This is a genomic window from Vibrio sp. 1F279 (genome assembly GCF_041439815.1).
Taxonomy (GTDB): Bacteria; Pseudomonadota; Gammaproteobacteria; order Enterobacterales; family Vibrionaceae; genus Vibrio; species Vibrio tasmaniensis_A.
Map to the genome: position 1 here is coordinate 72,267 of NZ_JBGOOU010000025.1, position 12,662 is coordinate 84,928.

The window sequence follows — 12,662 nt, forward strand, 5'->3', positions numbered from 1 at the left end:
AATCTTGTCATTCTAAATTAAAGTAACCAGCTCTATAGCCAGCACTCAAGGATTATCATCTCGATGGAAAAAGACTATGTCACAAAAGAACTTAGCTGGTTATCCTTCAACGAAAGAGTGCTCCAAGAAGCAGCCGACAAATCAGTACCCTTAATCGAAAGAGTTCGTTTTTTAGGTATTTACTCGAAAAACCTCGATGAGTTTTACAAAGTCCGATTTGCTGATGTGAAACGAAAGATCTTACTTCAAGATCCTCAATTACCTGCCAACTCGCAGAAAACCCTGCTAACTCAAATGCAGAGCCAAGCAAGTAAGCTCGACGCTCAATTCCATGAGCTGTATAGCGACTTACTATTGGAACTGGCACGCAATCGTATTTTTCTGGTCAACGAACAACAAATCAGCGAAGAACAGAGTGAGTGGATCAAAAAGTACTTTAAGAAAAAAGTGCTGCCACATTTAACTCCGTTTCTCTTGAACGAAGATAGCCAGTTGCTCAATATTATCAAAGACGAGCAAAGTTACTTAGCCATCGACATTGAGCGAGAGACATCTTCTCAATATGTCTTACTCGAAATCCCATCAGAAGCCCTCCCTCGGTTTGTTAAGTTACCAGACACTTCTGGTTCACAGCGTACAACTTTGATCTTGTTAGATAATATAGTTCGATTTTGTTTAGATGACTTGCTTAAAGGATTCTTTGAGTATGACTCATTACGTTGTTTTGCGATAAAAATGACGCGTGATGCCGATTATGATCTTCAAGAGAACAATGAAAGTAACCTATTAGAATCGATGTCTTTAGGTTTAGAACAGCGCTTAACGGCACTACCGATACGCCTTATCTATGAGTCAGAAATGCCAGCTGAAATGCTCAATTTCTTGCAAGTCAGACTTAAGCTGTCTGACTATGACAGTGTCATTGCGGGTGGTCGCTATCATAACTTCAAGCATTTCTGCGAATTTCCAAGCCTTAATAGGCGTGATTTAGTTAATCGCCCACTTCCCGCGATTAAGTGTGCGCATTTCAGCCACTACCCAAACTATTTCGAAGCGATCAAAGCTCGTGACATCTTGTTGCATTACCCTTATCACACCTTTAATCACATCACTGAACTCGTGAGGCAAGCCTCCTTTGACCCGAAGGTAACCTCCATAAAAATAAACGTTTACCGTGTTGCAGAAGGCTCAAAGCTCCTTAGCTCGATCATCGATGCTGCACACAATGGTAAGAAAGTAACTGTCGTCGTTGAGCTACAAGCCCGCTTTGATGAACAAGCCAATATTCAGTGGACCAAGAAACTTCAAGAAGCCGGTATAAAAGTCATCCATGGCATCCCAAGTTTGAAAATTCACTCTAAGCTTCTGCTCATTAAACGGAAAGAAGGCAAGCATACGGCGCATTACGCTCATATTGGCACCGGTAACTTTCATGAAGTAACAGCGCGCGTGTATACCGATTTTTCTCTGCTCACTGCGAATGAAGATTTGACCCAAGAGGTGAGACAAGTCTTTAAGTATATTGAAAACCCTTATCAAAAATCACAGTTCAAACAACTGATTGTGTCACCAAAGAATACAAGAAAACGCCTGTATCAGTTGATAGATAATGAAATACAAAACGCGATAGAGAGCAAGCCTGCAAGCATCACTCTAAAACTCAACAATTTGGTCGACCGAGAGATCATTGAGAAGCTCTATCAGGCCAGCCAAGCCAATGTAAAAGTGAGAATGGTCATTCGTGGTATGTGCTCTCTCGTACCGGGAGTCTCCAACATCAGTGAGCAGATTGAGATTGTTAGTGTGGTCGATCGTTTTCTCGAACACCCAAGAGTGATGATCTTTGGTAACGCTGGTAATCCAAAAGTCTATATCTCCTCTGCCGACTGGATGACACGAAACTTCGATCACCGCATCGAAGTCGCCACTCCAATTTTAGATCCAAAGATCAAGCAAACCATTATCGATATCACCGAGTTTCATTTCGATGACAGCAACAAAGCTCGAGTGCTAGACCAATCGATGAGCAATCCTTACATACAAGCTCCAACAAACCCACTCGATTACCCGACGTCACAACTCTCCACTTACCACTATATTAAACGTATGGAGAAACTTGCTCGCAAGAAGTACAAACAAGAGAAGAAATCATGCCGCTAATTGATAACAAACATTCTCGATGTATTGCCGCTATCGACTTGGGTTCGAACAGCTTTCACATGGTGGTTGCCCGAGTATTCGATCAACACCTGCAATTAGTAAGCAGACACAAACAGAAAGTGAGATTAGGTGATGGATTGGATGAACGTAACTTCCTATCCGAAAGCGCTATCGAGCGGGGCCTAGAATGCCTCAAGGTGTTCGCAGAGCGACTAGCTGATTTTGAACTTGATGATGTCAGAGTTGTTGCGACTCATACCCTAAGAAAAGCCAAAAACGCTCAAGACTTCTTAGAGCAAGCCAAACCACTGTTTCCTTTTCCAATAGAGATCATTTCCGGTCAAGAAGAAGCTCGAATAATCTATAACGGTGTAGAACACACTCAAACCGCTTCTGAATCTAAATTGGTTATTGATATCGGTGGAGGGAGTACGGAGCTCGTCTCTGGGCAAGGCTTTACTCCCCTAATTATGCGCAGTTTACCTATGGGATGCGTCAGCTTCACTCAACGTTTCTTTGCTGACGGAGAGCTAACCTCACAACACTTCTCAGATGCCTATACCGCAGCTACTCGCCTATTGATGCCATTGATTAAAGAATACACAAAGGCCCCTTGGGAAATCGCCTTTGGCTCATCAGGGACGGCTAAATCAATAAAAGAGGTACTCATTGGCTTAGGGTTTACCGATGGTCTCATTACGCCACAACGTCTGTCCTATTTGAAAAATCACTTATGTGAGTTTTCATCATCCAAAACCTTAGACCTTTCAGGTTTAAGTGATGAGAGAAAGCCGGTGTTTGCTGCTGGCGTCATCATTCTTTCAGCAGCCATGGATACGCTAGGAACAAAGGAGTTACATTTTTCTGATGGCGCCCTGAGAGAAGGCGTTCTTTATGACATGGAGGATAGATTTAAAGATATTGATGTTCGAACAAGAACCGCCGAAACGCTCGTCTCTCGATACCATGTTGACGTAGCTCATGGCCAGAAAGTCAAAGAACTCGCCCTTGCATTACTGAAACAAGTACAGCCTCAAGTAACGACTATGGTCACTAATGAACTGTATGATCTAGTTGGTTGGGCTGCACTACTTCATGAGGTAGGACAAAGCATCGCATTCCAAGGCTATCACCGCCATTCGGCTTATCTGCTTAAGCACACGACAATGCCCGGTTTCAATACTGAGCAACAACGTCTTATCTCGACATTGGTTCGCCACCAAAGAAAAGCGATTAAGCGGCAAGACTTGCCGGAACTGTCTCTATTTTCTCCACAACAAATAACGCTACTAATTCGCATATTAAGACTCGCTATCTTACTCAATCGTCAGAGAAATCAAGCACTAGTCCCAGACACGACTCTAACGATTGAACAAGAGGATAACTGGGGATTGAAAGGATCTAACAGCGATTGGTTGGCCCAAAACCAACTGCTTGAATATGAACTCAAAGAAGAACAACAACGTTGGCAAAATGCTGGATGGTCGTTAAAGATAGAATAACGAACAGTCAAAATAAAAACAGCCTGCGACTTAGCAAGCTGTTCATACGTTTGTTTTCTAAGTTTGTGTTAGCCTCAATCAGAGCCCGACTTTTGCCAACTCTTGCTCTGCGAACTCAGGCGGTATCGCTAAATAGCCATCTTTCTCTACCAGTTCTTGCCCTTGCTTCGAGAATACAAAAGTGAGGAACTCTCTCTCTACAGGAGAAAGCGGTTTATCTGGGTGTTTATTCACATATACATAGAGAAAGCGCGATAGAGGGTAATCTCCGCTTAAAATATTCGCTCGAGTAGGCTCTACGTAATCAGAACCATGCTCAGCAATAGGAATTAACTTAACACCAGCCACTCGATAACCAATACCTGAGTACCCTATCCCGCTGATTGATGAAGCGACCGACTGTACAACCGACGCAGATCCTGGCTGTTCATTGACTCGGTTCTTGAAGTCGCCACTACATAATGCGTTTTGTTTGAAGTAGCCGTAGGTTCCCGAAACGGAATTACGACCGAACAGTTGGAATCTATGTTTTGCCCACGGCTGGCTGATACCTAAATCTTGCCAATTGTTTAGCGGCTTAGTCGCGCCACAGCGCAATGTCTCTGAAAATATGCTGTCAATTTCGCGAAAATTAAGTCCCTCGATAGAGTTATCACGATGCACAAAAAGACCAATCGCATCGATAGCAACTCGAAGCGCCGTCGGCTTATAGCCATGCTCCCTTTCGAACGCTTCCACTTCTCGTAGGCGCATTGGACGACTCATAGGCCCAAGGTGAGCAGTACCTTCCGTTAATGCAGGAGGTGCAGTGGATGAACCAGAAGCCTGAACTTGAGCATTCACGTTCGGGTAGTAAGACTTAAACTCTTCAACCCATAACGTAGTCATTCCCGCTAAAGTATCCGAACCAACAGACAGCAAGCTTCCAGAAATACCCGGAACCTTAGAATAATCAGGAAGAGAATCGACACCTTGCTCGGCATGAACAGGGGTAACCAAAGCTAATGCTAATAATGAACTGATGGGGAAACGCATCCTGCGTATTAAAGAACTCATGACACTGTCAATCGGCTAGGCAGCGTGAAATGGAATCGGCTACCAACACCCACTTCACTTTGAATTTCTAAATGTGAATCATGGTGACTAAGCGCATGTTTAACAATCGCTAACCCTAAGCCACTGCCCCCAGTATCGCGTGAGCGTGCTTTATCAACACGATAGAAACGCTCCGTAAGTCGATGCAAGTGTTGTGGTTCGATACCGTCTCCAGTGTCTGACACATCCAAACACGCGCCTTGACTGGTTTGGTACCAACGAACCTTTACGGTCGCACCAGGCGGCGTGTATTTCACTGCATTGTAAACCAGATTCGATATTGCACTTCTCAGCTGATCTTCATCCGCTAATACGCGTAAACTCTTATCGATATCAAATTCCAGCTTGTGTTCTCGCTCTCCACTGAGACTAGCGGCTTCTTTTTCAAGAACTTCCAACATCGCCGGAACATTCACCACTTCATCCAATTCATGCATTGGCGCCGCTTCTATCTTAGAAAGAGTAAGAAGCTGATTGACCAAACTGTTCATACGATTTAACTGCTCAGTCATCACACCATGAGCCTTAGGCCACATAGGTCCAACGACCATGTCTGGATCTTCCGTCATTTCAAGATAGCCCTGAAGTACGGTCATTGGAGTGCGTAGCTCGTGAGAAACGTTAGCGAAAAAGTTACGACGCATGCCTTCTAGCTGTTTTAGCTGAGTAACATCACGTACTACCATCAAATGCTCACCTTCAGTATAAGGTACGATACGCAGCTCAAGCATACGCTCCACGTTAAGTGGCGAAGGCATCTCTAACGGCTCTGAGAAATCTTGTTTGTTAAGGTACTTGATGAAGTCCGGCGTGCGGATCAAGTTAGAGATCGGTTGACCTGAATCGTCTGGCCAGCGAAAACCCAGTAAATACTGAGCAAGCTTGTTACACCAAACAATATTGCCTTCACCGCGAAACACCACAACGGCATCGGGAAGGGATTCAGCACCGTTTCGGAAACGGCGGATAAGGTTGGTCAATTCTTTGCGTTTGCGACGCTGCCTCTGCTGCATACGATAGATACCGTTAAACAGAGACTCCCAGTTTCCAGAACCTGAAGGGGGTGTTAACCGCTTTTCATCCCACAACCAAGCAGACAAACGCATTTGATAGTGTAGATGCCATGCTAACTGTAATACTGTTGCAGCCAGCAATAACCAAGGTAAATAACCGAATATCCATCCGACTATAATCCAAGGTGCGTAAAAAAAAGCCAGCTCCCAAGCTAGCTTTTTCCAGGTTAACTTCTCAACCATTCAGGACTCCATAAACTGGGCAGTGAAGCCACATTAAGCCTTTGTAGAAAAACGGTAGCCTGCACCGCGAACCGTTTGAATTAATTTGTCATGACCAGCAGATTCAAGTGCTTTGCGTAAACGTCGAATATGAACATCAACCGTACGATCTTCAACGTAAACGTTAGTACCCCAAACGTTATTTAGCAGTTGCTCTCGGCTGTATACTCGCTCTTGGTGAGTCATAAAGAAATGCAGCATTTTGAACTCGGTTGGGCCCATATCAACTGGACCTTCACTTGCGGTAACGCGGTGAGATACAGGGTCTAATTTAAGCCCTTGAACATCTATCACATCTTCCAATGCAGTTGGTGTTACACGGCGAATAACCGCTTTCAGGCGAGCCACTAGCTCTTTTGGCGAAAATGGTTTGGTAATGTAGTCGTCAGCGCCAACTTCTAAACCGCGAACCTTATCTTCTTCTTCACCACGAGCCGTCAGCATCACAACTGGGATGTTGCGAGTTAACTCTTCACGCTTCATGTGCTTGATAAAGTTTATCCCGCTACCACCAGGTAGCATCCAATCTAGTAATACTAGATCTGGGAAAGGTTCACATAGCTTGTTTACCGCTGTATCGTAATCTTCAGCCTCTACTGCTTGGTAGCCTTTTTGTTCAAGTACAAAACACAGCATCTCACGAATAGGTGCTTCATCTTCAACGACCAGAATCCTTCTCGACATAATTGAATAGCCTTAGTATTTAATCAACGCATTGCATTATCTGGTTTAATTATGACACTTTTGTGACCTTTGAAAACAAATTTTCATATAACTGTCTCAAACATTTCACTTTTAATTTTTGTTGCAGGTATAAGACAAATGGATCGAAATCTCCTATGATGAGCGTCTTCAGATAAAGGTATGAGAAATATTTATGTGGTTTAAGAATTGCCTCGTCTATCGCTTTAATCGTGATATAGACTTCAACGCAGATCAGCTAGAGAAACAACTTGAAGAGTTCCGTTTTACCCCTTGTGGCAGCCAAGACAAACAGAAGTTTGGTTGGGTAAACGCGATGGGTAGACACGGCGATATGATGACGCACGTATCAGAAAACCGCATTCTCATCTGTGCAAAGAAAGAAGAGAAAATGCTTCCAGCTTCAGTGATCAAAGATTCATTGAATGCAAAAGTAGAAACGCTTGAGGCAGAGTCTGGTACTCCTTTGAAAAAGAAAGAGAAAGACAGCCTAAAAGAAGACATCATCATCGATCTTCTTCCTCGTGCTTTCAGCCGCAGTAACTTTACTTACGCGCTGATCATGCCGAAAGAAGGCTTTATTGTGGTTGATGCTAGCAGCTACAAAAAAGCTGAAGACGTATTGGCATTACTACGTAAAACTATGGGTAGCCTGCCTGTAGTGCCAGCTATTCCAGAACAAGCGATTGAAACAACGTTAACTGAATGGGTGAAATCAGGTGATACGCCTCAAGGTATCACTATGCTCGATGAAGCAGATCTTAAATCAATCCAAGAAGACGGTGGTATTGTTCGAGTTAAGAAACAAGAACTAGAAGCTGATGAGATAAAGAACCACATTGAAGCCAACAAAGTTGTAACTAAGCTTCTTATTAACTGGCAAGATCGCATAGAGTTCATCCTTGCTGAAGATGGCAGCATCAAGCGCCTGAAATTCAGTGATGAATTAAAAGATGAGAACGACGATATTCCTCGTGAAGATCAAGCAGCGCGCTTTGATGCAGATTTCTCACTGCTATGTGGGGAGTTCAGTGTTTTCCTTCCAAACCTATTTGAATCATTAGGCGGGTTAACTCAACCTAACGCTTAATTGTTCCGATTTAGAGCTCAGGTGTCGACGATATCTGAGCTTGTTTTCTTCTCCACCCCGCCTATCAACACCTAACAACACTCTTCGCAATACCATTGTTATCTTTAGGGCTATCAACCAAACTCATTTTAGCGTAAAATTTGCGCCCCTTTGATATCACTTGGTGGTATCAACCTGACTTGAGATCAGATTAGAGAACGAAGCAATGACGACACAAAAACCATTTGTACCTGAACTATTATCACCGGCAGGAAGCCTTAAAAACATGCGTTACGCATTCGCCTACGGCGCAGATGCAGTTTACGCTGGCCAGCCACGTTACAGCCTTCGTGTTCGTAACAACGAGTTCAATCACGAAAACCTACAAATCGGTATCGATGAAGCTCATGCTCAAGGCAAAAAGTTATATGTTGTATGTAACATTCAGCCACACAACTCTAAATTAAAAACATTTATTCGCGACCTTAAGCCAGTTGTTGAGATGGGCCCAGACGCACTTATCATGTCAGACCCAGGTCTTATCATGATGGTACGTGAAGCATTCCCTGAAATGCCAATACACCTTTCAGTTCAAGCAAATGCAGTAAACTGGGCGACCGTTAAGTTCTGGTCAACTCAAGGCGTTGAGCGTGTGATCCTATCTCGTGAGCTATCTCTTGAAGAGATCGAAGAGATTCGCGAACACTGCCCAGAAACAGAGCTAGAAATCTTTGTTCACGGTGCTCTATGCATGGCTTACTCTGGTCGTTGCCTACTTTCTGGCTACATGAACAAACGCGATCCAAACCAAGGTACTTGTACTAACGCTTGTCGTTGGGAATACAAGACAGAAGCTGCGAAAGAAGACGAAAACGGTCAGATCGTTGAAGCTAACCCTACCGGCGTTGCTATTCAAGAAGTAGAAACTCAAGGTATTGAAGTTCAAGACGAGCGCCCTGACAACACATTAGGCCTTGGTAAACCAACTGATGAAGTCGTTTTACTTTCTGAATCACACAAACCTGAAGAGAAAATGGCAGCGTTTGAAGATGAGCATGGTACTTACATCATGAACTCTAAAGACCTTCGCGCAATCCAACACGTTGAGCGCCTAACGAAGATGGGTGTTCATTCATTGAAGATTGAAGGCCGTACCAAGTCTTTCTACTACTGTGCACGTACAGCACAGGTTTACCGTAAAGCTATCGATGATGCTGTTGCAGGTAAGCCATTTGATGAGAGCCTAATGGGTACGCTAGAGAGCCTAGCTCACCGAGGCTACACTGAAGGCTTCCTACGTCGTCACACTCACGATTCATACCAAAACTACGAATACGGTTACTCTATCTCTGATACTCAACAGTTTGTTGGTGAATTCACAGGTAAACGCCGTGGCGACCTAGCTGAAGTAGAAGTGAAAAACAAATTCCTAGTTGGTGACAGCCTAGAAATGATGACACCGAAAGGTAACGTTGTCTTCAAACTAGAAGTGATGGAAAACCGTAAATCTGAAGCGGTAGACGACGCAAAAGGTAACGGTCACTTCGTATTTATTCCTGTGCCAGCAGATCTCGATCTAGAGTATGGCTTGCTAATGCGTAACTTGAGCGAAGGCCAAGATACACGTAACGCATCAGGTAAATAACGGTTACTTGGGAAAGATAAATGGCTCTACTAATAACTGACAAGTGCATAAACTGCGATATGTGTGACCCAGAATGCCCAAATGGTGCAATCACTATGGGGGACAGTATCTTCGAAATCGATCCTGATTTATGTACTGAGTGTAAAGGTCACTATGAGAAGCCAACATGTCAGTCAGTATGTCCGATTACAAAATGTATCATTACTGACCCGAACCATATTGAAACTGACGACGAATTATTAGAAAAGTTTGTCATCATTCAAGGCTTGACCTAAAAGATAAAAGGTTCAACTTAATCATCAAGTTGAACCTTTTTTTTAACCCGACTTTTCAATGGGATATATGTTACAGAACATCTCTTTCTCAAATTGATATTCGAGTCGTTCTCGCCAGTTTATTGACTGAGCTATCGGAACAAGATAGAAGTTTTCTCTACTGGTATCAGTCACAAATGCCATTCCATACTGCATTAATTCATAGTGAACATCATTTACGAAGCTAGGGTCTAAACGTTGTCTGCCAGTTAGCTGATTGATATCAGCTCTTGAAATAGAAATACCCGAGCTTTCAGCATTGAACCTATGTCTTAACCATTCGGAAAATTCCTTTGCACAAATCATAGTCATAGTCTTATCCTTGAATTATCTATCGACGGGCATCAGACTCTGATTTCGCATACTGCGTATAAGCCGCATCTTTCACCCCAAAAAACACTCAATCCCTGACCAAACCTTGTCAAATTTGTCATCGTCGCCCTTGCTGATATCGTTATTGGTTTTATTGATATCAAACGATGTTCTTAATCTCGTGTTTATAAACTCTAGACAAAAGTGTGATATTTCTCCAGTTTTAGAGTCGAGAAAACCAGTGGGGTTACCACTGTAATTAACCTCGATAGATGCGATTACTTATTGGATATCAAGGCCAAACACTGACTCGGCATCACTTTAACTTTCTTTTTTTTCTTACTTTTAGCTACTTTTTTAGGTGGAGGAACTGGAATGGTCTGCGGAGCCCAACTGGCAAGTTCATCTCCACAGCCATCACCTTTAGGAGGGCTTGCTTGAGCTATACAGTTTGAGCTGTCATCAGGACACTTTAAACGAACGTGGAAGTGGGAATGATGCCCCCACCAAGGCCTGATTTTTCCTAACCAAGCTCTCTCATTGGCATCAGAGCTTTCTTGGTCACAAAGAGTTTGTTTAATAACAGGATGGACGAAGATACGTACCACTTTTTGATCTTTGGCTGCATAGCGAATAACTTGAAAATGGTCATCGGTCCAATTTGATTTACGCAGTTTGTAATTAGTAAGGTCGACAACGCTTATTGGCTTAGGAACAGCGAGTTCATTTTCGGAAAGTCTCTCATCAGTGAGCCTTAACCATATATCAATATCCAAGCCAGTCTGGTGGCTTGAATGACCAGATGAGAAGCGTCCCCCTCTAGGTAGCGAAATATCGCCAACTAATAAGTTAGTGTTGAGTTGTTCGCTTGTAATGACACCTAACCTTTCAATAAACTGAATAGCCTCGGCATGGCCATAATAGCGGTCTCTCTGAGGGCGGATTACCTGATAACCTTGCCCATTAATTGGCAAAGCTTGTGCCCCGTCAAGACAACCATTAGCGTAACTACCTATGGATGAGGTTGAATTTCTTGTTGGGCTTTTCTCTTTTTCCCACGAGGTTGCAGATACAACAAACGAACAAAAGATAAGAGCCAATGTACAAAATAACCTCATAACAATTCCAAATAAACGATCACTGTTTTTATACTAGTCGTCATTAGGGAATTGGTGTATGTCGAGAGTGATATTTTTGGGATAGCTTGAGAGTTATCTACTGACTTTAGATATTTAAGTGAAAAAGCTTCACTATTCCTAGCGAATCTTCTCAATCTGTAGCGATATTATCGTAGTCGAAGACAAAAACTCACAGCCCTGAAACGACGAAAGCCTAGTCATAAGACTAGGCTTTCTAATAAATGGCGGAACGGCTGGGGTTGCAGGCACCGGGACTCGTTGGTCGCAAACCAAAACACTAGACACGAAAAAGCCCTAACATTTCTGTTAGGGCTTTGTCTTATAAGTGGCGGAGTGGACGGGACTCGAACCCGCGACCCCCGGCGTGACAGGCCGGTATTCTAACCAACTGAACTACCACTCCGCAGTGGTCAACTCACTAAGTGAGCGTCCATATCTCCAGGTCGGTCAACCTAAAGATTTAATTTAAAGCCTGGCGATGTCCTACTCTCACATGGGGAAGCCCCACACTACCATCGGCGCTATTGTGTTTCACTTCTGAGTTCGGCATGGAATCAGGTGGGTCCACAATGCTATGGTCGCCAAGCAAATTTTAAAATTCGGAAAGCTGTTAAATTCTCATCAAACTCATTCAAGGTCTGGTCTTTCTTTGAGTCCACAAAACCCCTTGGGTGTTGTATGGTTAAGCCTCACGGGCAATTAGTACAGGTTAGCTCAATGCCTCGCAGCACTTACACACCCTGCCTATCAACGTCGTAGTCTACGACAACCCTTTAGGACACTTATAGTGCCAGGGAAAACTCATCTCAAGGCTCGCTTCCCGCTTAGATGCTTTCAGCGGTTATCGATTCCGAACTTAGCTACCGGGCAATGCCATTGGCATGACAACCCGAACACCAGAGGTTCGTCCACTCCGGTCCTCTCGTACTAGGAGCAGCCCCTTTCAATTTTCCAACGCCCACGGCAGATAGGGACCGAACTGTCTCACGACGTTCTAAACCCAGCTCGCGTACCACTTTAAATGGCGAACAGCCATACCCTTGGGACCGACTTCAGCCCCAGGATGTGATGAGCCGACATCGAGGTGCCAAACACCGCCGTCGATATGAACTCTTGGGCGGTATCAGCCTGTTATCCCCGGAGTACCTTTTATCCGTTGAGCGATGGCCCTTCCATTCAGAACCACCGGATCACTATGACCTGCTTTCGCACCTGCTCGAATTGTCATTCTCGCAGTCAAGCGGGCTTATGCCATTGCACTAACCACACGATGTCCAACCGTGTTTAGCCCACCTTCGTGCTCCTCCGTTACTCTTTGGGAGGAGACCGCCCCAGTCAAACTACCCACCAGGCACTGTCCGTAATCCCGATTCAGGGACCAACGTTAGAACATCAAAACTACAAGGGTGGTATTTCAAGGACGACTCCA

The 12,662-nt window shown here is 44.0% G+C and carries 10 protein-coding genes, 1 tRNA gene and 2 rRNA genes; 5 read left to right on the plus strand and 8 right to left on the minus strand.

Annotated elements, in window-relative coordinates; translation table 11 throughout:
- Positions 1-63 precede the first annotated feature (63 nt).
- Positions 64-2,160: a polyphosphate kinase 1 gene (gene ppk1 / locus ACED60_RS17345; RefSeq protein WP_009848266.1), complete on the plus strand. Its 2,097-nt coding sequence runs from the start codon at positions 64-66 to the stop codon at positions 2,158-2,160.
- A complete protein-coding gene (gene ppx, locus ACED60_RS17350) occupies positions 2,151-3,662 on the plus strand; it encodes an exopolyphosphatase (protein ID WP_371728065.1) in 1,512 nt (503 codons plus the stop codon). The genes ppk1 and ppx overlap by 10 nt, the downstream gene beginning before the upstream one ends.
- A gap of 78 nt (positions 3,663-3,740) precedes the next feature.
- Here the strand turns inward: ppx and ACED60_RS17355 are convergent, their stop codons facing one another.
- Genes ACED60_RS17355 through phoB form a run of 3 tightly spaced genes read right to left on the minus strand, consistent with a single transcriptional unit; the run spans position 3,741 to position 6,736 of the window.
- The gene (locus tag ACED60_RS17355; protein ID WP_135385424.1) at positions 3,741-4,718 is read right to left on the minus strand and encodes a PstS family phosphate ABC transporter substrate-binding protein; all 978 of its coding nucleotides are present in this window, start codon (positions 4,716-4,718) and stop codon (positions 3,741-3,743) included.
- Positions 4,715-6,013, minus strand: coding sequence for a phosphate regulon sensor histidine kinase PhoR (gene phoR, locus ACED60_RS17360; RefSeq protein WP_017106503.1), 1,299 nt, complete (start codon positions 6,011-6,013; stop codon positions 4,715-4,717). The genes ACED60_RS17355 and phoR overlap by 4 nt, the downstream gene beginning before the upstream one ends.
- Positions 6,014-6,046: 33 nt before the next feature.
- Positions 6,047-6,736: a phosphate regulon transcriptional regulator PhoB gene (gene phoB / locus ACED60_RS17365; RefSeq protein ID WP_004735064.1), complete on the minus strand. Its 690-nt coding sequence runs from the start codon at positions 6,734-6,736 to the stop codon at positions 6,047-6,049.
- Between the two features lie 193 nt (positions 6,737-6,929).
- On the opposite strand from phoB, the gene rdgC reads away from it, so the two are divergent.
- The 3 genes from rdgC (at position 6,930) to ACED60_RS17380 (ending at position 9,743) form a co-directional block, all read left to right on the plus strand.
- Positions 6,930-7,844: a recombination-associated protein RdgC gene (gene rdgC / locus ACED60_RS17370; RefSeq protein WP_371728066.1), complete on the plus strand. Its 915-nt coding sequence runs from the start codon at positions 6,930-6,932 to the stop codon at positions 7,842-7,844.
- Between the two features lie 205 nt (positions 7,845-8,049).
- Positions 8,050-9,468 carry a tRNA 5-hydroxyuridine modification protein YegQ gene (gene yegQ / locus ACED60_RS17375; protein WP_012603295.1) on the plus strand — a complete coding sequence of 473 codons (1,419 nt, stop codon included), beginning with the start codon at positions 8,050-8,052 and terminating at the stop codon, positions 9,466-9,468.
- 20 nt (positions 9,469-9,488) lie between these two features.
- Positions 9,489-9,743, plus strand: a complete 255-nt coding sequence (locus ACED60_RS17380; RefSeq protein ID WP_004735061.1) for a YfhL family 4Fe-4S dicluster ferredoxin — start codon at positions 9,489-9,491, stop codon at positions 9,741-9,743.
- 42 nt (positions 9,744-9,785) lie between these two features.
- On the opposite strand, the gene ACED60_RS17385 is transcribed toward ACED60_RS17380, so the two are convergent.
- From ACED60_RS17385 to ACED60_RS17405, 5 genes are all read right to left on the minus strand, one after another.
- Positions 9,786-10,094 (minus strand): hypothetical protein, encoded by a 309-nt coding sequence (locus ACED60_RS17385; RefSeq protein WP_009848260.1) that lies wholly within the window; start codon positions 10,092-10,094, stop codon positions 9,786-9,788.
- A 278-nt stretch (positions 10,095-10,372) separates the two neighbouring features.
- Positions 10,373-11,212, minus strand: a complete 840-nt coding sequence (mepA, locus tag ACED60_RS17390; protein WP_371728067.1) for a penicillin-insensitive murein endopeptidase — start codon at positions 11,210-11,212, stop codon at positions 10,373-10,375.
- 347 nt (positions 11,213-11,559) lie between these two features.
- Positions 11,560-11,636: transfer RNA gene (locus tag ACED60_RS17395), tRNA-Asp, on the minus strand.
- A gap of 67 nt (positions 11,637-11,703) precedes the next feature.
- Positions 11,704-11,819: ribosomal RNA gene (gene rrf, locus ACED60_RS17400) — 5S ribosomal RNA — on the minus strand.
- A 92-nt stretch (positions 11,820-11,911) separates the two neighbouring features.
- Positions 11,912-12,662: ribosomal RNA gene (locus ACED60_RS17405) — 23S ribosomal RNA — on the minus strand; the annotation flags it as partial.